At 65.9% G+C, this 20303-nt stretch carries 21 protein-coding genes; 9 read left to right on the top strand and 12 right to left on the bottom strand.

Translation table 11 applies throughout. From position 1 onward, the window contains the following. The first annotated feature begins 20 nt into the window (after positions 1-20). From proB to lptG, 7 genes are all read left to right on the top strand, one after another. On the top strand, positions 21-1130 hold the full coding sequence (gene proB, locus J0J06_RS02355) for a glutamate 5-kinase (RefSeq protein ID WP_294039747.1): 1110 nt from the start codon (positions 21-23) through the stop codon (positions 1128-1130). Next, the gene (locus tag J0J06_RS02350; RefSeq protein ID WP_294039746.1) at positions 1127-2032 is read left to right on the top strand and encodes an SDR family oxidoreductase; all 906 of its coding nucleotides are present in this window, start codon (positions 1127-1129) and stop codon (positions 2030-2032) included. Before proB ends, J0J06_RS02350 begins: the two co-directional genes overlap by 4 nt. A gap of 49 nt (positions 2033-2081) precedes the next feature. Continuing rightward, positions 2082-2327, top strand: a complete 246-nt coding sequence (locus J0J06_RS02345) for an acyl carrier protein (protein WP_294039745.1) — start codon at positions 2082-2084, stop codon at positions 2325-2327. Positions 2328-2408: 81 nt separating this feature from the next. Further along, positions 2409-3665: an aminotransferase class I/II-fold pyridoxal phosphate-dependent enzyme gene (locus J0J06_RS02340; RefSeq protein WP_294039744.1), complete on the top strand. Its 1257-nt coding sequence runs from the start codon at positions 2409-2411 to the stop codon at positions 3663-3665. Positions 3666-3788: 123 nt separating this feature from the next. Beyond that, positions 3789-5669 carry an ATP-binding protein gene (locus tag J0J06_RS02335; RefSeq protein WP_294040809.1) on the top strand — a complete coding sequence of 627 codons (1881 nt, stop codon included), beginning with the start codon at positions 3789-3791 and terminating at the stop codon, positions 5667-5669. Positions 5670-5768: 99 nt separating this feature from the next. Continuing rightward, positions 5769-7013, top strand: coding sequence for an LPS export ABC transporter permease LptF (lptF, locus tag J0J06_RS02330; RefSeq protein ID WP_294040808.1), 1245 nt, complete (start codon positions 5769-5771; stop codon positions 7011-7013). Further along, on the top strand, positions 7010-8110 hold the full coding sequence (lptG, locus tag J0J06_RS02325) for an LPS export ABC transporter permease LptG (protein ID WP_294039743.1): 1101 nt from the start codon (positions 7010-7012) through the stop codon (positions 8108-8110). Before lptF ends, lptG begins: the two co-directional genes overlap by 4 nt. Here the strand turns inward: lptG and J0J06_RS02320 are convergent, their stop codons facing one another. Both J0J06_RS02320 and J0J06_RS02315 read right to left on the bottom strand, forming a co-directional pair. Further along, positions 8111-9226: a fatty acid desaturase gene (locus J0J06_RS02320; protein WP_294039742.1), complete on the bottom strand. Its 1116-nt coding sequence runs from the start codon at positions 9224-9226 to the stop codon at positions 8111-8113. It abuts the gene before it with no gap. A 118-nt stretch (positions 9227-9344) separates the two neighbouring features. After that, on the bottom strand, positions 9345-9638 hold the full coding sequence (locus J0J06_RS02315) for a GIY-YIG nuclease family protein (protein ID WP_366931188.1): 294 nt from the start codon (positions 9636-9638) through the stop codon (positions 9345-9347). 126 nt (positions 9639-9764) lie between these two features. On the opposite strand from J0J06_RS02315, the gene J0J06_RS02310 reads away from it, so the two are divergent. Then, positions 9765-10919 (top strand): N-acetyltransferase, encoded by a 1155-nt coding sequence (locus J0J06_RS02310; RefSeq protein ID WP_294039741.1) that lies wholly within the window; start codon positions 9765-9767, stop codon positions 10917-10919. A 52-nt stretch (positions 10920-10971) separates the two neighbouring features. Here J0J06_RS02310 and J0J06_RS02305 read toward each other — a convergent pair whose 3' ends face one another. The 7 genes from J0J06_RS02305 to J0J06_RS02275 all read right to left on the bottom strand — a co-directional run bounded on the left by J0J06_RS02305 (position 10972) and on the right by J0J06_RS02275 (position 17911). Continuing rightward, positions 10972-11226 (bottom strand): hypothetical protein, encoded by a 255-nt coding sequence (locus tag J0J06_RS02305; protein WP_294039740.1) that lies wholly within the window; start codon positions 11224-11226, stop codon positions 10972-10974. Between the two features lie 164 nt (positions 11227-11390). After that, positions 11391-12182, bottom strand: a complete 792-nt coding sequence (locus tag J0J06_RS02300; RefSeq protein WP_294039739.1) for a transporter — start codon at positions 12180-12182, stop codon at positions 11391-11393. Then, entirely contained in the window at positions 12179-12949 is a 771-nt protein-coding gene (xth, locus tag J0J06_RS02295) for an exodeoxyribonuclease III (RefSeq protein WP_294039738.1), read from the bottom strand. Before xth ends, J0J06_RS02300 begins: the two co-directional genes overlap by 4 nt. A gap of 6 nt (positions 12950-12955) precedes the next feature. Then, the gene (erpA, locus tag J0J06_RS02290) at positions 12956-13294 is read right to left on the bottom strand and encodes an iron-sulfur cluster insertion protein ErpA (RefSeq protein WP_294039737.1); all 339 of its coding nucleotides are present in this window, start codon (positions 13292-13294) and stop codon (positions 12956-12958) included. Between the two features lie 98 nt (positions 13295-13392). Beyond that, a complete protein-coding gene (locus tag J0J06_RS02285) occupies positions 13393-14577 on the bottom strand; it encodes a M23 family metallopeptidase (RefSeq protein ID WP_294039736.1) in 1185 nt (394 codons plus the stop codon). Between the two features lie 246 nt (positions 14578-14823). Further along, positions 14824-15285, bottom strand: a complete 462-nt coding sequence (locus J0J06_RS02280) for a peroxiredoxin (protein ID WP_294039735.1) — start codon at positions 15283-15285, stop codon at positions 14824-14826. Continuing rightward, on the bottom strand, positions 15275-17911 hold the full coding sequence (locus J0J06_RS02275) for a bifunctional [glutamine synthetase] adenylyltransferase/[glutamine synthetase]-adenylyl-L-tyrosine phosphorylase (RefSeq protein WP_294040807.1): 2637 nt from the start codon (positions 17909-17911) through the stop codon (positions 15275-15277). Before J0J06_RS02275 ends, J0J06_RS02280 begins: the two co-directional genes overlap by 11 nt. 166 nt (positions 17912-18077) lie before the next feature. Here J0J06_RS02275 and J0J06_RS02270 point away from each other — a divergent pair, with 166 nt between their 5' ends. Continuing rightward, entirely contained in the window at positions 18078-18248 is a 171-nt protein-coding gene (locus J0J06_RS02270) for a hypothetical protein (protein WP_294039734.1), read from the top strand. Here J0J06_RS02270 and J0J06_RS02265 read toward each other — a convergent pair. From J0J06_RS02265 to J0J06_RS02255, 3 genes are all read right to left on the bottom strand, one after another. After that, positions 18245-18916: a sigma-70 family RNA polymerase sigma factor gene (locus J0J06_RS02265; protein ID WP_294039733.1), complete on the bottom strand. Its 672-nt coding sequence runs from the start codon at positions 18914-18916 to the stop codon at positions 18245-18247. The genes J0J06_RS02270 and J0J06_RS02265 overlap by 4 nt on opposite strands. A gap of 73 nt (positions 18917-18989) precedes the next feature. Next, on the bottom strand, positions 18990-19154 hold the full coding sequence (locus J0J06_RS02260) for a hypothetical protein (RefSeq protein WP_294039732.1): 165 nt from the start codon (positions 19152-19154) through the stop codon (positions 18990-18992). A 102-nt stretch (positions 19155-19256) separates the two neighbouring features. Beyond that, positions 19257-20063, bottom strand: a complete 807-nt coding sequence (locus J0J06_RS02255) for a response regulator (RefSeq protein WP_294039731.1) — start codon at positions 20061-20063, stop codon at positions 19257-19259. Positions 20064-20303 lie beyond the last annotated feature (240 nt).

The following is a 20303-nucleotide window of genomic DNA, read 5'->3' as shown; positions in this document are numbered from 1 at the left end:
GCCACGCTAACGGAACGGCGATGGAACGGTTCGCGCCCTCCCAATGCCCCCGCCTGATCGTGAAGGTCGGGTCGTCGCTGTTGGTGACGCCTGAGGGCGAAGTACGCCGCGACTGGCTGGCGAGCCTTGCCGCGGACATCGCCGCCACCGTGAAGGCCGGGCAGCAGATCGCGGTGGTGTCGTCGGGCGCGATCGCGCTTGGCGCGCGGCGGCTGAAGCTGGCGAAGGGCGGCCGCGCCAGCCTGGAAGACGCGCAGGCCGCCGCCGCGACCGGCCAGATCGCGCTGAGTCAGGTCTGGGCCGAATGTCTCGCCGCTAACGGGCTTACCGCCGCGCAGATGCTGGTGACGCTCGACGACCTCGAGGACCGGCGGCGCTATCTCAACGCCGCGGCGACGCTCGACCGGTTGCTCGGGCTGGGCGTGGTGCCGGTGATCAACGAGAATGACTCGGTCGCGACCGAGGAAATCCGCTTCGGCGACAATGACCGGCTCGCGGCGCGCGTGGCGCAGGCAGCGGGCGCGCGCGGCGTGCTGCTGCTGTCGGATGTCGACGGCCTCTACGATCGTGACCCGTCGAAGCCCGGCGCGATGCTGATCGAGCGGGTCGCGCGGATCGATGCCGCGATCGAGGGCATGGCGGGCGGATCGTCGTCGGGCATGGGTTCCGGCGGCATGACGTCAAAGGTCCAGGCGGCGCGGATCGCCACGCGCGCGGGCATCGAACTCGCCATCGCGAGCGGCAAGATCGACCATCCGCTGGCGCACTTCACCCGGGGCGGTCCGGGCACGCTGTTCGCCGCCGAACGCGTCGCCCCCGCGCGCAAGGCCTGGCTTGGCGGGCGGCTGCGCAACCGGGGCGTGATCCATGTCGATGCGGGCGCGGTGACGGCGCTGGCGGCGGGCAAGAGCCTGCTGCCCGCCGGCGCGGTGCGGATCGAGGGCGACTTCGCGCGCGGCGACTTGATCGCGATCGCCGGGCCGGACGGCGTGATCGCCAACGGCCTCGCCGAATATGACTCGGCCGACGCCGGGCGGATCGCGGGCAAGCGCAGCGACGAGGCAGCGGCGATCCTGGGCTATGCGCCCCGCGCCGCGCTGGTGCATCGCAACCATATGGTGATCGCGTGACTGTCGTTGCGCTGACCGGGGGCACCGGCTTCGTCGGCAGCCATGTCATCGACCAGGCGACCGCCGCCGGGATCGAACTCCGCGCGCTGACCCGCCGCCCGCAGCCCGACCGCGCGGGCGTTACATGGGTCGCCGGGGCGCTCGATGATGCAGCTAGTCTCGCCACGCTGGTGGAGGGCGCCGACGCCGTGCTGCACGTCGCGGGCGTCATCAACGCCCCGGACCGCGCGGGCTTTGCGGCAGGCAATATCGAGGGCACGCGCAACGTCATCGCCGCCGCCGAACAGGCCGGCATCCGCCGTTTCGTGCAGGTGTCCTCGATCGCCGCCCGCGAACCCGATCTGTCCGATTACGGCTGGTCGAAGGCCGAGGCCGACAAGGTGCTGAACACGAGCAATCTCGACTGGACGATCGTCCGCCCGCCCGCGATCTTCGGCCCGCGCGACAATGAGATGCTCGAACTGTTCAAGCTCGCGATCAAACACGTCATGCCGTTGCCCCCCGCCGGTGGCAGGCTCTCCATCATCGCGGTCGAGGAACTCGTTCGCCTGTTGATCGCGCTCCCGGCGAGCAACGCGCTGACTCGCCAGATCGTCGAGCCCGACGATGGCGCGCCCAACGGCTGGGACCACCGCGACCTCGCCCGCGCGATCGGCGTCGCGACCGACAGCAAGGTTCTGCCGCTCCCCCTGCCCCGCATGATCCTCGACACGATCTCCACCGGCGACCGCCTGGTCCGCGGCAAGCGCGCCAAGCTCACCCCCGACCGCGTCCGCTATTTCTGCCATAAGGACTGGGTCAGCCATGCCCGCCCGCCCGCCGACGTCTGGGCGCCACAGGTCGACACGCGCGATGCGCTGGCGGCGACGGCGGCATGGTATCGCGCCCAAGGGTTGCTATAAAGCCGCCGCATTTCACTGGCACCGCCATCGGCCAGCACAAGGAACACCAATGACCGACCGCGCCAAGACCTTCGAGATCGTCACCGGGCTGATCCAGCCGTTCAACAAGAAGCAGGTGGCGCTGTCCGACGCGACGACGTTTCAGCACGATCTCGAATGGGATTCGCTGACCGTGATGGATTTCGTCGCCGCAATCGAAGACGAGTTCGACATCATCATCACGATGAACATGCAGGCCGAAATCGAGACCGTCGGCCAGCTCGTCGACGCGGTCGAGAAGCTGAAGGCCAATTAATTCCCCGTTCGTGCTGAGCTTGTCGAAGCACGTGACGCACGCCCTTCGACAGGCTCGGGGCGAACGGATGAGAGAGATGATATGACCGACGCCGACCTCACCAGCGACAAACTGCCTGCCGATCCCGCCCGGGTAGCGCCCGAAACCGACCTCATGTCGAAGTTCGACGCCCTGATCGCCGAGCGACAGGCGCTGATCGACACCGGCGTGACCGATCCGTTCGCGATCGTGATGGAACAGGTTAAGTCGCCGACCGAGGCCGTCATCAAGGGCAAGAACACGATCCTGCTCGGTACGTACAATTACATGGGCATGACGTTCGATCCCGACGTGATCCAGGCGGGCAAGGACGCGCTCGATCAGTTTGGGTCGGGCACCAATGGCAGCCGGATGCTCAACGGCACCTTCCGCGACCATATGGAGGTCGAGGAGGCGCTGCGCGATTTCTACGGCACGACCGGCGCGATCGTGTTCTCGACCGGCTACATGGCCAATCTCGGCATGATCTCGACGCTCGCCGGCAAGGGCGAATACGTCATTCTGGATGCCGACAGCCACGCGTCGATCTATGACGGCTGCAAACAGGGTTATGCGGAGATCGTCCGGTTCCGTCACAACTCGGTCGAGGATCTCGACAAGCGGCTCGGCCGCCTGCCCAAGGAAGCGGGCAAACTGGTGGTGCTGGAGGGCGTCTATTCGATGCTTGGCGACATCGCCCCGCTGAAGGAAATGGTCGACGTCGCGAAGAAGCACGGCGCGATGACGCTGTCCGACGAAGCGCATTCGATGGGTTTCTTCGGTCCCAATGGGCGCGGCGTGTATGAGGATCAGGGCTGCGACGTCGATTTTATCGTCGGCACCTTCTCGAAGTCCGTCGGCACCGTCGGCGGTTTCTGTGTGTCGAACCACCCGAAGTTCGAGGCGATCCGCCTCGCCTGCCGTCCTTATATCTTTACCGCCAGCCTGCCGCCGAGCGTCGTCGCGACCGCCGCGATGTCGATCCGTAAGCTCAAGCATGCGCACAACAAACGCCAGCATCTGTGGGAAAACGCACGGCATTTGCACGGCGGACTGACGAAGCTCGGCTTCAAGCTCGGCACCGAAAAGCCCGACAGCGCGATCGTCGCGGTGATCCTGAACGACCAGGAACAGGCGGTGGCGATGTGGCAGGCGCTGCTCGACAGCGGACTGTACGTCAACATGGCGCGCCCGCCCGCGACCCCCGCCGGCACCTACCTGCTGCGCTGTTCGCTGTGCGCCGAGCATACGACGGAGCAGATCGACCGCGTGCTCGGCATGTTCGAAGCCGCGGGCCGGGCGACGCACGCCATCGCCTGACCGATCGCGGGGGTTTCTTCGATTCGCCCGATTCGCTACGCTAGGTCGATGAGTGGGAGCGAGGCCGAACCACGGCTCGTCGACAGAGCACGTGCAATCTGGCGGGGTATAACCCTGGCGGTGATGGCAGTGCTGGGCGTCGGCATCCTGATCGCGCTCGTCATCCTGCAATCCAGCGCCAACGAGCAACGCGATCAAGCGCTGAAGCTGGAAAGCCATAGCTACGACGTGATGATCCTGACGCGAACGCTGTCGGGCTCGATCGCCCGCGCCGAGGCCGCACTGGGGCGTTACGTGATCAGCGGCGACGAAGGCATCGGGCGCGAGTTCACCGATCAATGGGATCAGGCACGCGCCCAGATCGACCGTCTGGATGCCGCCACCAACGATAATCCCGACCAGCAAGCGGCGATCGACCGGCTGCGCGCCGCGTTCGAGCGGCGCGGCGACGAACTGTCGGTCACCGCGCTCAGCACCGCCTATAAGAAGAACAGCCAAGCCTATTCGCGCTATTACGAGGCGGGAAGGTCGTCCTCGCTGCGCAGTATCGACGGCGAGCTGGACCATATCACCGCCGCGGAGCACGATCTGCTCGACGAGCGCACGGCGGCCGCGATGGCGTCGGTCAAACGGTCGAGCGAAATCGCCCGCACGCTGTCGATCTTCGGCATCCTGATCGTGCTGAGCGCGATCGTGCTGGGCGCCCTGACGATTGCGGCGATGCAGGAGCGCGCGGCGGCGCGCGCGGAAGCCGACAGCGAACGCGAACGCTCGGCCATGCTTGAGGAGGCGGTCGGCGAGGCGACACTGGCGCTCAGCCAACAGGAAGCCAAGCTCCGGCAAGTCCAGAAGATGGAAGCCGTGGGTCAACTCACCGGCGGTATCGCACACGATTTCAACAACATGCTCGCGGTTGTTCTTGGCGGCCTCGAGCTTGCGCGCCGTTCGCTGGAGAATGATCCGGGCAGCGCGCTCCGTCACCTCGATAACGCGACCGAAGGCGCCAACCGGGCGGCCGCGCTGACTCGGCGGCTGCTCGCTTTCTCGCGAGAGGAAGCGCTGAATCCCGAAGCCATCAAGCCCATCGACGCGATCGCCGGCATGTCGGACCTGTTCGACCGCACGCTTGGCGACGCCATCCTGATCGAGCGTGCCGACGACGGATCGGACTGGGCGATCTGGGCCGACCGCCACGAACTCGAAAACACCCTGCTCAACCTCGCGGTCAATGCGCGTGACGCGATGGACGGGCGCGGGACGCTGAGCATCCGCACCAGTGTGATGACGCTGACCGCAGGCCAGGTCGGTAACTGCCAGGACGGCGATCATGTCGCGATCGCGGTCGCCGACACCGGCTGCGGCATGTCCCCGGAGGTGATCGAACGCGTATTCGAACCGTTCTTCACGACCAAGCCGGTCGGCAAGGGCACCGGGCTCGGCCTCAGCCAGATCTTCGCGTTCGTGCGCCAATCGGGCGGCGAGATCGCGATCGAATCGACACCCGGCAAGGGGACCGTCGTCACACTCTATCTGCCGCGCCACATGGCCGCAGGCGATACCGCCACAGCCATCGAGCCCACCGCGAACACCCACGACACGCCGGCGATCACAGGGCTCGGCATATTGGTGGTCGAGGATGACCCGCGCGTGCTGACCGCGACGGTCGGCACGTTGGAGGAACTCGGCCACCGCGTCGTTCCCTGCGCGGATCCGCTCGACGCGCCACGGACGATCGATGAGGCCGGGCCGTTCGACCTGATCGTGTCCGATGTGCTGATGCCGGGCCAGACCGGGCCGGAAATGGTCGCCGGGCTGTTGGCCCAGCGCCCCCACCTCGCCGTGCTGTTCGTGACGGGTTATGCGGGCGACGGATCGGCGGCCGACTTCGGCGGGCGGGCGGTGCTGCGCAAGCCGTTCACGCTCGCGGGACTGGAACAGGCGATCGCCGATGCGATGGCGTTCGCTCCCTCCACTACGTCGCCCGATCAACTAGCGGCGGAATAAGACAGTTTTTCCGGCTGACGGCGAACCAATGCCTGCCTATAGCCGGTGGATTACGAAGCCCCGCCGCAGCCGGCCGAAGGACCGACCCCGCACCCCGACATGAAGTCCATCGATCGCTACATGGCCCGGCTGATCGCGGTCCCGCTGTTTTCGACGCTGGTGATCGCGGCGATGCTGCTGGTGCTCGACCGCATGCTTCGCCTGTTCGATTTCGTCGCAACCGAAGGCGGGCCGGTCAGCGTCGTGTGGCAGATGCTGGCCAACCTGCTGCCCGAATATTTCGGGCTGGGCATCCCGATCGGGCTGCTGCTCGGCTGCCTGCTTGCGTTCCGCCGCCTCGCCACGTCGTCGGAGCTCGACGTGTTGCGTGCGGTCGGCGTCGGCTACAACCGGCTGATGCTGGCGCCGTATATGTATGCGGTGGTGCTGGCGATCCTCAACCTCGCGATCGTCGGCTATATCCAGCCCCAGGCGCGGTTCCAGTATGAGCGGCTGCGCTACGAACTGCGCACCGGCGCGCTGGGCGCGTCGATCAAGGTCGGCGAGTTCACCACCTTCCCCAATGGCGGCCCGACCGTGCGCATCGAGCAGAGCCGCGATGAGGGCCGCGAACTGTCGGGTATCTTCCTCCAGCAGACCGACAAGAAGGGCAACTCTCTCGCCGTCACTGCCGAGAAAGGCCGCTTCTTCGGCACCGCCAATCCAGACGAGATCATCTTCCAGCTCACCAAGGGCACGCTGGTCCGCAACGAAGTCGGCGTGCCGGTGCCGCGCGTCTTGCGGTTCGACGTGTGGAACGTGCCGATCCCGCTGCCCAAGACCGACCCGTTCCGCGGACGCGGCGGCCGCAATCTGGAGCGCACCCTGCCCGAGCTCGCGGTTCTCGGCCGCAAGAGCAACAAGGACGAGGAACTGCGCGACACCAGCCGCGCAGCGTTCCATTTCCGCCTGACCGAAGTCGCCGCGATGTTCCTGTTGCCGTTGCTCGCGATGGCGCTGGGCGTACCGCCGAAACGATCGACCTCAGCACTCGGCGTGTTCCTCGCGATCGTGATGATCGTGACCTATTTCAAGATCAACGAATATGGCCAGGACGCGGGCGGCCAGGGCCGGATCGACCCGTTCTTTGCGCTATGGGTGCCCTTTTCGCTGTTCGCGGCTCTAGTGCTGTGGATGTATTACACGATCGCCAACGTGCCGGGTGGCCAGCCCATCGGCGCGCTCGAACGAGTCTTCGCCAAAGTGTCCAAGGCGGTGCGGCGCTGGCTGCCCGGCCGGCGCATCCAGCCCGGTTCGGACGACGATGCCGACGACGGCGCAACTGCTGCGGGGACGCCGGCATGATCGCGACGCAATTCTTTCCGTCGCGGACGGTGTCGATCTACCTGGCGAAGACCTTCGTGCTGCGCGCCTTCGCGGTGCTCGCGGCGTTGGTGCTGGTGCTGCAATTCCTCGACGCATTGAGCGAGTCGGGCTTCATTCTTGCGCATCCCGGCAACGGCCAGGGCGAGGTATGGCGCTATATTTCGCTCCGCGCGCCGCAGATCGTGGCGCGCTTCATGCCCTATTCGGTGCTGCTCGGTGCGATCATCACCTATTCGACGCTCAACCAGAATAGCGAGGTCATCGCGCTGAAGGCGTCGGGCCTGTCCGCGCACCAGATCCTCGCGCCGATGATCGTCGCGGCGATGGGGATCGCGGTGTTGAGCTTCGCGTTCAACGACCGCATCGTCAGCCGCGCGACTGCGACGCTCGATGCCTGGAAGAAGGTCGAATATGCCCCGATCCCGATCGATCGTGGCGACCGCACGAACGTCTGGACCAAGGCCGGCGAGGATCTGATCAACGTCCAGCACGTCAAGCGCGACGGTGACGCGGCAACACTGAGCGGCGTCGCCTTTTACGACCGCGACACGCAGGGCCGGCTGATCGCGACGCTGACCGCCGCGAACGGCCGCCGGGAGGGCAATGGCTGGCGCATCTGGCCCGCGCGCAAGTTCGACGTTGCGAGCGGCCAGGTGAGCAATCTCGGCTCAGTCGTCGTCGCCGAAGGCGTCAGGCCCGACCAGTTCACGCTGGCGAGCGTCAATGCGGAGGGGCTGTCGTTCCTGCAACTCCGCGATGCCGTCTCCGCGCTGAAGGCGGCGGGACGCCCGACCAAATCGTATGAAGGCGAGCTTTGGCACAAATTGTCCGGTCCGTTGTCGGCGGTGCTGATGCCGTTGCTCGGCGCGGTCGCCGCGTTCGGCATCGCGCGCTCGGGCAAGCTGTTCATCCGCGCCGTGATCGGCATGGCGCTGGGCTTCACCTATTTCGTGGTCGACAATTTCGCGCTGGCGATGGGCAATCTCGGCGCCTACCCGCCCTACCTCGCCGCCTGGGCGCCGTTCCTACTGTTCCTGATGATCGGGGAAGCGGTGCTCATTCGCACCGAAGAGTGATCAACGTCGCGTGATCGTGCTCCGCGCGAGCCGCGTCACCAGCACCGGCAGGCCCTTGTAACTGCCCTTGTGATAGACCGAATCCGCGTCGAGCGCGGCGGTGATGCGGCGGTGCGCGGTGCCGAGCGCGTGATAGGGCAAACCCGGCAGCAAATGATGCAGCGCGTGATAGCGCAACCCCACCGGCGCCCACAGCATCGGCAGGACCGCAGGCGGCGGCACGTTGACCGAATCGAGATATTGCGCGGTGACGGTCATCACCTCGCCCTCATTCTCCCACAGGTGCGCGACCAGCGTCCGCACCTGGTTGGTCACGGCGAGACCCGAGGTCACAGCGAGGAAGATCAGGAACGCCTTGAGCGGAATGATCCCGGTGGCGGTCAGCGCGATCAGCGCGATCGCATAAACGCTCGCCCCGGCCTCCAGCCGATGCCACAGCGACCGCGCCTCGCCCTCGGGCGCGCGGCGGCGGAAGGACGGGTTGATCTGAAGTCCCGAATACCGCGCGACCACCACGCGGCGGAGCGGCGGGAAGATCACCGACAGCGGCGTCAGCACCGCATAACGGACCAGCAACGCGACCGGCGCGAGCGCTGCAACGAGGATAAACACCGGCAGCGTCCACCACTTCATCAGCGCGAGCGGCAGATATTCGGGATCCTCGACCGTGCCATAACGCGTACGAGCGTGATGCAGATTGTGGACGCCTTCATACATGAAGCTCGGCGTCAGCAGCGGGATGCCGACGATCAAGTTCCAGCCGAGCCGGAATCCCGGCACCGCCGCATGCTTGATGTGCGTCAGTTCGTGGATGAAGCTTTCCGCGCGATACAGCGCCAGCGCCGAGATTATGCCCGCGACGATCGCCCAGCCGACCGACGGGGCCATGATCGCTGCGACCAACGCCGCGTAACCGATCGCCGCCGACGCCAGCATGTCGGTCCAGTAGATCGCCGGATTGGCCGCATTGAGGTCGCGCGTCAGGTCGGCGGCCGCCTTCAGCATCGCCTTGTCGTCGTCGATCCGCGCGCGCGCCGCCGCCCGCGCGGCCACGGCGTCGGCCCCGCCGGTCGTCCGGCGATCGAGGGTCGCAACTGTATCCATAAGCTGGGTCATTGGCCGAATATAGTGGCGAGACGGTGGCAAACCAACTTGGGAGAATCCCCGATCAGTGTGATCGTGAAATATGATGATCGTCACCCCGGCCTTGTGCCGGGGTCCGCCCATCGGGTTCTCAATCGGTCAAGGGTGGAAGACCCAGCCCGACCGCCAAGTCGTTCCACTCAGGGTTGAGCCGTTCGATCAGATTGTATTTGTATTCGCGCGGCCAGCTCTTGATCTGTTTTTCGCGCCGGATCACGTCCTCCATCATCGCGCCTTCCTGGTAATAGACCAGCCGCTTGATGCCGTAACGCTTGGTGAAACCATCGAAAGCACCTTCGCGATGCTGGATGATACGGCCGATGAGGTTGGAGGGGCGCCTGTATAGAGCGTACTGTGGTATTCCCTGGCCAGAATATAGACGCACGGAATGATCTCTCTCATCGTTACAGCTTGCGGTGACGCAGACCCCGGCACAAGGCCGGGGTGACGGTTGGCCATTGTGCAACATTCGACCTTTCCCTAACCCGCGCTGTCCCATTGCGAGGTAACGATGCCCTCCCCAGCCGCCATCCGCCCGATCGACAGCAAGGCCGACCGCAAGAAGTTCGTCGACCTGCCGTTCCGCCTCTACAAGGACGACCCCAACTGGGTGCCGCCGCTCAAGGGCGAGGCGCTGGGGCTGATTACGCCGGAAAAGAACGGCTGGTTCAGCCACGCCAAGGCGCAACTGTTCCTCGCCGAACGCGACGGCCGCGTGGTCGGTCGCATTTCGGCGCATATCGATACGCTTGCCTTGACCATGCCCGCCGACAAAGGGTTCGGCTCCGGATGCGGGCAATGGGGCTATCTCGACGCCGAGGACGAGGAAACCGCGCAGGCGCTGATCGCGACCGCGGAAGGCTGGCTGCGCGATCAGGGCATGAACCGCGCGCTTGGGCCGGTCAGCATGTCTATCTGGGAGGAACCGGGGCTGCTGGTTCAGGGCTACGATCATCCGCCGACGATCATGATGGGCCACGCCAAGCCCGAATATAAGGGCTGGATCGAACGCGCGGGCTATCACCCCGCCAAGACGCTCCAGACCTACGAGCTCAACGTCGCCAAGGAATTCCCGCCGCTGATCGGGCGCATCGTCGCGGCGGGCGAACGCAACGCACGGATCAACATCCGCGAGGTCGACAAGTCGAAGTTCGACGAGGAGGCCGCGATCATCCTGTCGATCCTCAACGATGCCTGGTCGGACAATTGGGGGTTCGTCCCCCTGACCCCGCCCGAGATCGCCGATGTCGGCGTCAAATTGAAGCCGATCGTGTTCAACGACCTGATCCGCATCGCCGAACTGGACGGCAAGCCCGTCGCGTTCATGATCACCCTCCCCGACCTCAACGAAGCGATCAAGCCGCTCAACGGATCATTGCTGCCGTTCGGTTGGGCGAAGCTGTTGCTGTGGCTGCGCAAGCCCAAGGTGAAGACGATGCGCGTGCCGCTGATGGGCGTCGTCAAGGAACTGCAATCGTCGCGCCTCGCGAGCCAGCTCGCCTTCATGATGATCGAATATATCCGCCGCGCGGCGGTCGCCAATTACGGCGCGAGCCGGGGTGAGATCGGCTGGGTGCTCGACGACAATCAGGGCATGAACGCGATCGCCGACGCGATCGATAGCCACGTGAACAAGGTCTATGTGATCTACGAAAAGGCGTTATGAGGGCTGACCCCGGCACCTGGGACGGATTGCCGGGGTCAACCCAATGCCAGGATCAGCCGCGCACCTGCAGCTTGCTGACATCGATGCCTTCTTCACGCCATTGGTCGGCGGTCTTGCAAATCCGGCCCTGCAGGATCGAACCGGTGACGGGTTCACTCTTGACGCAATAACGCGGCTTGGCCTTCGTCTCCGACTGTTCCTTCGGCGCGGTGGAGTTGGAGTCCTGGCTCTTGCTGGATGCCAATGCCGGGCCGGCGGAAACCAGGCCGATCATGGCGATGGTGGCGATCGAAACTTTACTGAACATGAGTCCGCTCCTTTATCGTCGACAAGGGGTCATCGACGAGCGTGTTAGTGCATTAAGTATGCCAAACACTGAATATCAAATAAATCAATGACTTAAAGAAAACTACATTTGTAGTTGTTGGCGGATTTTACTGAACTATGGGGCGCGTTGCCGATTTTCGGCAATCAGAAGCGGCGCGACACCCCGGCGAGGAGTTCGATGTCGGGCGCGTCGCGGCTGAGCCCGGCGATGCCGCCGATGTCGAACTGCAAATTGTCGCCGGCCTTATAGGCGAACGACAGGGCCGCCAGATCCTGCGTCGTCTTGCCCGCTGGATCGTCGTCACGAAGGATCTGGTTTTCCAGCTCGACGGTCAGCTTGTCGTTGAGCTGGATGCCGATCCCGACCACCGCGCTCGCGGCGAAATGGCGGCCGCGGCCGCTGCCGTTCACCGCCGCGTCGACCTCCGGCACGAATTCGACGTTGACCGCCTTGGAAAGGTCGAAGGTAAGCGGGACCACGACGCCCGCCCCCCAATCGCCCGCGCCGACCGGCTGGCGTCCCGCGGGTAACGTCACGAACGGCTGCACGGCCACCGAAAAGCCGCTGCCGTCCGGATTGGCGAGATTGGCCTTCAACCCCAGCGTCACATCGCCGACCCGTGTGGCGCGATCGACCACGCCGCCCGACCGCTCCCGCACGATCCCCAGCGGCGTCCAGCCAATCTGCACCTCGATCGTGTCGGTCAGCCCGACGCGGACCAGCGTATCGCCGATCAGGATGGTATCGGTGCGATCGCCGCCCTGTTTGTCGAGCGTCCAGTCGCCCAGCGACGTTTCCACCGACACGCGTCCCGGATCGATCGTGCAAGCGGGCGTGCCCAGACCGGGGCGCGCGGGGCAATAATCGCGCGGCTTGTCCTGGGCCATGGCCGGCGCCGCGATCAGCATCGCGGCCAGCATCATCGTGATCCTCATTTCAACCTCACCCAGGTCGGCGCGTGGTCGCTTGGCCGCTCCCGCCCGCGATACTCCTTGTCGACCCCGGCGTCGCCGAACCGATCGGCGGCTTGCGGGCTCAGCAGAAGATGGTCGATGCGGAACCCCTGATCGCGCGCCCATCCGTTGCTCTTGAGGTCCCAGAACGTCCACACGCCCCCGCTCGGAAAGCGGGTGCGCAAGGCGTCGGTCCAGCCCTGCGCGAGCAACGCGCGATAGCGCTCGCGGCTTTCCGGCTGCATCAGCGCGTCGTCCGCCATCGCGCGGACGGAGAACGTGTCGTCGTCGTGGGGAATGACGTTATAGTCCCCCGCAAGCACCGCCGGCAGTTCCTCCGCAAGCAAGGCGCGGGCGCGGTCCGCCAGCCGCTCCATCCATTTGATCTTGTAGTCGAATTTCGGCCCCGGCTGCGGGTTACCGTTGGGGAGATAGATCGACGCGACCACCAGCCCGTCGACATCGCATTCGATATAGCGGCTGTGCTCGTCCTCGGGATCGCCCGCCAGCCCGCGCTGGCGCTCGACCGGCTGCACCCCGCGCGCGATCACCGCGACGCCGTTGAACCCCTTCTGTCCGTGCCACGCGCCCAGATAGCCCGCCGCCTCGATCTCCTTGATCGGCAGCAATTCGTCGGCGCACTTTAGTTCCTGCAGGCAGACGATGTCCGGCTGCTGTTCGGCGAGATATTCGAGGAAGCGCTCCAGCCGCGCGCGGATGCCGTTGACGTTATAGCTGACGATCTTCACGCGAGCTCAGACCGAAAAGCTCGTTCCGCAGCCGCAGCCGGACGCGGCGTTCGGATTGCTCACCGAGAAATGCGCGCCGCCCAGATTGTCGACGAAATCGACCTCCGCCCCGCGCACCAGATCGAGGCTCATGTCATCGACCACCAGCCGCGCGCCGTCGGTCTCGACAATCGTGTCGCCCGCCTCGGGCGCGTCGGCGAGGCCGAACTTATACTGGAATCCCGAACACCCGCCCCCTTCGACCGACAGCCGCAGGATCGCGGGCTTGCCCTGTCGCTCCGCGATCACCGCGACGCGCGCGGCCGCGGCGGGTGTCAGGGTCACGTCGGAAGCCAGCGTTGCCATGGACCGGAGATAGGCGCTGCCCCCCGTCGCGGCAACCGATGAAAAAAGGGCCGCGCCGGTTGCCCCGGCGCGGCCCGTCCTCTCCGTGTCCAGGTCAATCAGTCGGCGGAATCGCTCGCCGCCTCGGTGCTAACCGGCACCGCGTTGAGCTGCGGGTTCTTGAGCGCCGTCAGGTAATCCGCGGTGGTCAGGAACGGCATCGGGTTGACCGCGCGGCCGTCGATGCGAACTTCGTAGTGCAGGTGCGGGCCGGTCGAACGACCGGTCGAACCCGACAGCGCGATCAACTGGCCGCGCTTCACCTTCTGACCCGCAACGACCAGGATCTTCGACAGATGGCCGAACCGGGTCTGGATACCACGGCCATGATCGATTTCGACCATGTTGCCGTAACCGCCCGAACGCTCCGCCTTGTCGACCGTGCCGTCGGCGGTGGCATAGACGGCGGTGCCGGTCGAACACGGAATATCGACGCCGGGGTGGAACGCCGCGACGCCGCGGAACGGATCGCTACGGATGCCGAAATTGCTGGTGAACTTCATGTCCGCAACCGGCTGGACCGAGGGGATCGAGATCAGCCCGTCCTCGAGCGTGTCGAGCTTCTTCCAGGTCTGGAACAGCGCGCGGAACTGCGCATCGGCGGCGAGGTCGGCGGCGGCTTCGGCACTATCGGCGGCGATCAGAGGACCGCCCATCGCGACGGGCTTGGGCTGGAAGCGGGCGGGATCGATCCCGAACGACTTGGCGCGCGCCACTGCGGCCGCATAGCGCTTCTCCGTCGCGGCTCGCGCCTTGACCGCCAGTTTCACTTGATCCCGCTCGACGCGGGCCAACGGAGCGACGACATCCGCGGCGACCTTGGCCGCCTTCGCGTCGATCGGCTCATAGGCGACCGGCTGGACATTGCCGCTGCCGTTGAGCGCGGCGATCAGCATCGCCTGGCGCGCTTCGACGCGCTTGGCGCGGACGTCCGCGACATATTTGATCTGCTTGATCTTGGCCTGCATGTCGGCAACCGCCACTTCCATGCTGGCGACCTTCGCCTCGGGCGACAGCGGTGCGCCGGCCAGGCCGGTCAGAGCGATTGCCCCGGCGCCGGCCTGCGCCACGCCATAGGCCGAGAAGAACAGCGTGACGGCGAACGCCGCGGCAAGCGCCGCCTGCGTGCGGCCCGCGATCGAGAAGCGCCGCAAATCACGGCCATCGTGAAAAATGAAATCGCGTGTTTTGAAGAATTGGCCGAAGCGCGCGGCGGCGCTCCGCAAAGTCGTGAAGCTAATCATGTGTTCCTGGCGACCCCGACGTCGGCCACCGCTGGAAACGGCGACCCCAATTGCTTGACCGACCGGGCATCCCCACACTCGCCCGGCTTACGGGAACAAGAAGGCCCGGGCGTCGTTTTCATGCAATAGCAAAGGTTAATTCACGGGGCAGACCGTCGCGTTCGCGCGGCGAGTCGTTGAATTTGAGATGAACGACTGCGCGATCGAATATCGGCTGCCGGCCGATTCGCGAGTGCGATCAGTGGCTCAGCCGAGTTCCTTCACCGCGGTCAGAACCTGTTCGACGTGGCCCGGCACTTTCACCTTTCGCCAGCTTTTGACCAGCTTGCCGCCCTTGTCGAACAGCCAGGTCGATCGGTCGATTCCCATATATTCGCGGCCGTAAAGCACCTTCGGCACCCATGCGCCGAACGCTTCGATGACTTCCTGTTCGTCGCTCGCGAGCGGAACGGTCAGGCCGTATTTGGCGGCGAACTTGGCGTGCTTGGCGATCGTATCCTTCGACACGCCGAGCACTTCGGCTCCAGCCTTCGCGAATTCGCCGATCATCGCGCTGAACTCCTGCGCTTCCTTGGTGCAGCCGACGGTGTCGTCCTTGGGGTAGAAATAGAGGACGAACGGCTTGCCGACATAATCGCGCAGCCGGATCGGGCCGTCCGCGCCCGTCAGTTCGAGGTCCGGCAAGTCGCCGCCGACTTCAATGCTCATCCGTGCCTCCGCTGACCGCTGCCCAACATTGGGCGACGTCCTGCCGCGTCGCGTCGAACCGCGCAACCAACGTATCCCAATCCGCCGCGCCCAACACGCGGACGATCAGCGCGCGGGTCGCCTCCGACGGCGGCTGGCTGTCGGGCGCGACGAGGCGCAGCAGAACCAGCATCCGCGTGAGCAGCCGATACGCCTCTCCCATCGCCGCGGATATGATTCCCCGCTCCGCCAGCGCCGCGATCGCCAGGCCGAGATCGGGGTCGAACCCGGCATTGCCGGTGAGTTGCGCGACATGGACCGCGAACTCCAGATCGACCAGCCCGCCGGGCAGCAGCTTGGCGTCGAGCGGCCCCGCCGGCGGCTTGTGCCGCGCCATCTCGGCACGCATATCTGCCGCGTCGGCGACGATCTTGCCCCGATCGCGCGGAGTCTGGAGCACGTCGCCGATCACCGCCCCCACGGCCAGCCGCGCCGCGTCCGAGCCGAAGATCGCGCGCGCCCGGGTCAGCGCCATATGCTCCCACGTCCAGGCGTCCGCGCGCTGATATTGTGCGAACCCCTCAAGCGAGACGACCAACGGCCCCTGCGCGCCCGATGGCCGCAATCGCGTGTCGATGTCGTAGAGCGGCCCGGCGGCGGTCGGCACCGACAGCGCGGCGGTGATCCGCTGCGCGAGGCGATTGTAATAATGCACCGCGCCGAGCGGCTTCGGCCCATCCGATTCCGCCGCGAAATCGCCCGTGAACAGATAGATCAGGTCGAGGTCCGACGCGTGGGTCAGCGCCCCGCCGCCCAGCCGCCCGAGCGCGAGGATCAGCAACTCGCTGTCCGGCACGAGGCCGTGCGCCACGGCGAAGTCGGCGACCGTCGCGGCGGCGAGCACGTCGACCGCCGCCACCGCAACGCGCGCATAACCATGCGACACGTCGAGCGGATCGCTCACCCCTGCGACCAACTGCGCGCCGAGGGCAAAGCGCTTTTCGCCAACGATGCGCCGCACGCGGTCGAGCGTCGCCTGGTAGTCGTCGCCGTCCTCTCCCCGCCCCATTTCCGCAATCAGCGCCGGCAGATCGCCCATCGGCGCGAGCGCGGTCGCGTCGATCAGCCCGTCGAGGAGCGCCGGCCGTCGCCCCAGCGCTTCGGCCAGCGGCGGCGCATGGCTGAGGATCGTCGCCATCAATTGCGCGAGTTGCGGCCGCGCCTCCAGCAACCGGAAGAAATTGATCGCGCTGGGCAGGCGCGACAACATCGTGTCGACCTGCACCAACGCCGCGCGCGGATCGGGCGCCTGACCCAACGCCGCCATCAGTCCGGGCAGCACCGCCTCCAGCGCTTGCCGCGCCGCCGGGCTGCGCAACGCCGGATACGAGCCGCCGCGCCACCGCTCCACCAGTTGCACCGCCGTTTCGGTATCGGCGAACCCCATCGCGCCGAGTTGCGCGGTCAGGCTGTCGTCGTCGGGCGACAAGGCATCGGTGTCGGGCGGGTCGAGCGAATCATAGATCGCGCCGACCGCAGCGACATGGGGTTTCAGCATCGCGATCAGCGAGGCACCGCTGCCCAGCCCGGCGAGCAGGCCGACATTGTCGAGGGCATCCTGCGCGCGAGGCAATGTGTGGGTCTGGCGGTCGTCGACCATCTGCAACCGGTGCTCGGCGGTGCGCAGCACGACATACGCCGCCTTGAGCGTCTCCGCCTCCTCGCCCCCGATCCGCCCCGCCGCCGCCAGCGCATCGAGCGCATCCATCGTCGCGGGCGCGCGCACCGTGGCATCGCGGCCGCCATGGATGAGCTGGTGGATCTGCGCGAAGAATTCGATCTCCCGAATGCCGCCGCGCCCGCGCTTGAGGTCATAGCCCGGCCCGAACGCCTGGCCGTGTGCGTGGTGATCGCGGATGCGCCGCGTGATCTCGCGGATCTCGCCCACCGCGCCGAAATCGACCGAGCGCCGCCACACGAACGGGCGGATCGCATCGAGAAAATGCCGCCCCAGCCGAAGATCGCCCGCCGCGGCGCGAGCGCGGATGAACGCGGCGCGCTCCCACGGCAGCGCCTGGCTTTCGTAGTAGGAGATCGCGGCATTGACCGGCAGCACGATCGGCGTGACCTCCGGCGACGGGCGCAGGCGGAGGTCGACTCGCAACACATAGCCCTCGCCGTCGCGCGCCTGAAGCAGTTCGACCACGCGCCGCCCGATCCTGACCGCCGCTTCCTCCGGCTCCTCGCGTGCCCGATGCGGCAGCGTCTCGGGATCGAACAGCAGGATCGGGTCGATGTCCGACGAATAATTGAGTTCGCAACTCCCCTGCTTGCCCAACGCGATGGCGGCCAGCCCGACCGGCTCGGCATCGGGCGCGCGTTCGAGGATCGCGGCGCGGATCGCGGCGTCGAGCGCGCGGTCGGCGAACGCGGTCAGCCGCCGAGTCACCCCGTTCAGGTCGAGCGATCCGGCCAGATCGGCAATCGCCACGATCAACGCCTCGCGCCGCCGCGCGCGCCGCATCGCGACGCCGATCGGCAAGTCGGGGTCGAACGGCGCCGGATCGGGCACGACGCCGCGCGACAGTTCAGCGAAGAGGTCAGGCTGTTGCTCGATCGCCACCCTTAGGAACGGTGCGTGCGCCATGGCGCGGGCGATGGCGCGTTCGAAGTCTGCCGGGCTACTCACCGCCCCGTCCTAGCCCAGCGGCCCGTCCGATAGAATCCCGGAGTTCGTTATGGTTCGGACCTAAATCGAGCAAGGAGCGGCAACATAGGGGCAACGAAACATCGCGTCGGTCGTTTTAACAGTTATGGATTTTTCAGCGTTCTCTGCCTCGGACACTCAGTCCAGTGACCGCCAGGCCGCAGGCTTGCCGCGCGCGGGGGACGGTGTGGGCAACGCGCTGCGTCAGATTTTCGACAGTGCTCCGGTCCTGCCGTCCGACTTCGCCGCTTTGCTCGATCGCCTCAACGAGGATTAATCCTCGTCGTCGTCGACATCATCCGGACGGGGGCTGTGATCGCCGCTCAGATCGTCGACCTCGTCCATGATCGTGTCCAGCGCGGTGCGACCTTGATTGTCGGGCGCTTCGCGGCGTGACGCCAATTCACCACCGCTGAGCAGGCCTTCCAGCGCCACCCGGCCGCGCGCAACGCGGCTCTTGATCGTGCCGACGGCGACGCCGCAGATTTCCGCCGCTTCTTCGTAGGCGAAACCGCCCGCACCGACCAGGATCAGCGCCTCGCGCTGCGGCTGCGGCAAATGGAGCAAGGCGCGCTGCATGTCGCCCAATTCGACATGCTTGTCCTGGCTGGCGGGGGCGGCGAGCACGCGATCGGCGACGAGATCGTCCCACTCGCCCTTGAACCGCGCGCGGCGCATCTGGCTGAGATAGAGGTTGCGCAGGATGATGAAGGTCCATGCGCGCATGTTGGTGCCGGCCTGGAACCGCTGGCGCGCGGCCCACGCCTTCATCAGCGTTTCCTGGACGAGATCGTCCGCCAGGTCGCGATTGCCCGACAGCGAGCGGCCGAACGCGCGAAGGTGCGGGATGACCTGGCCCAGTTGATCCTTGAAATCGGAGTCCGACAACGCGACGTGCTCGATCGCCTCTCCCCCATTCTCGGTATCGATATCGGTCGTGGTCATGAGGCTCCGGACTGAACGCGGACAAGAAAAAGAAATAGGCTGATCGGCAGGCACCGCAACCGAGATCGGGTGATTATTTGCCCAGCAACACTGGCACCCAGACGATCGCCGACAAAATCCCGATCGCCAGAACGATCGAAATCAGCAGCACGTATCGCATGTGCCCCGACGTCTCGCCGGCGCGCGCTTCGTCGCCCGTTCCGTGGACCGCGGGCTTGGAGGGATCTTGGTCAGTCATGGCCGTCGAACGCACCAATTCCGTTTTGGCTCCGAAACCGATGGAACTTTTACGCGATCACGCGGCAATTTGATCCCCAAATCGCTCACTCCGAGCCGTCCATCAGGCCGGAATCGTGCTGTCGTCGAAGAACAGCGCCTGGCTGATCGCCGCCTTCACGGTCGAACGCTGGAACGGCTTGGTGATCAGGAAGGTCGGCTCGGGCCGCTCGCCAGTCAGCAAGCGCTCGGGGAAGGCGGTGATGAATATCACCGGAACCTGGAACTCGGCCAGGATGTCCTTGACCGCATCGATCCCCGAACTGTCGTCGGCAAGCTGGATGTCGGCGAGCACCAGCCCCGGCCGGTCCGCCATCGCCGCCGCCACCGCTTCGTCGCGAGTCACCGCGACACCCGTTACCTCGTGGCCCAGGTCGCGCACGATCGTCTCTATGTCCATCGCGATGATCGGCTCGTCCTCGATGATCAGAACGCGCGCGCGGGTCTGCTTCTCGATCTCGGCGAGCGCCTCAGCCACCAGCGCCTCGACCTCGTCGGCGTCGTGATCGATCAAATACCCGGCATCCTCTGGCGTAAAGCCCTCCATAGCGGTCAATAGCAGCGCCTGACGCGACAGCGGCGCCATCCGCGCCAGCCGTGCATTGGCGATCGCCTCGCGCCCGTCGATGGAGAGGTCGTCGCCGCCAAGCGCAGGTTCGTCATCGGCGTTGGTCGCGCGCCAGATCACCTGGAACGTGCGGTACAGGCCGAGCCGCGGTTCGACGTCGCGCGGGAACTCCTCCGGCGCGGCGACGATCGCCTCCAGCGTGGCGCGAACATAGCGGTCGCCATGTTCCTGGCTACCGGTCAACGCGCGTCCGTAGCGGCGCAGGAAAGGCAGGTGAGGCGCGAGTTGCTGACCGAGCGACATGGTGTACTTTATCTCCCCAGAATGGCGGCGCCCTTGTGCGAGCACGGCCGAGTTTGCGCAAATGACATTTTTCTGTTCGCTAGTGGAACAATCGAGCGCGTTTTTGGTTTCATTCGCGATAACGGTGCGTATGAAGCGCCGTGTCGTTGCGCATGTCAGCTTTAGTCCGGTAGCGCCGGCGTGATTGATGGGGGTGAATGTTGCCTGATCGGCGGTCATCAAAAGGCGGGAAACCCGGCA

The organism is Sphingomonas sp., assembly GCF_017304615.1.
GTDB lineage: Bacteria > Pseudomonadota > Alphaproteobacteria > Sphingomonadales > Sphingomonadaceae > Sphingomonas.
This window is presented reverse-complemented; position numbering and strand designations above follow the sequence as displayed.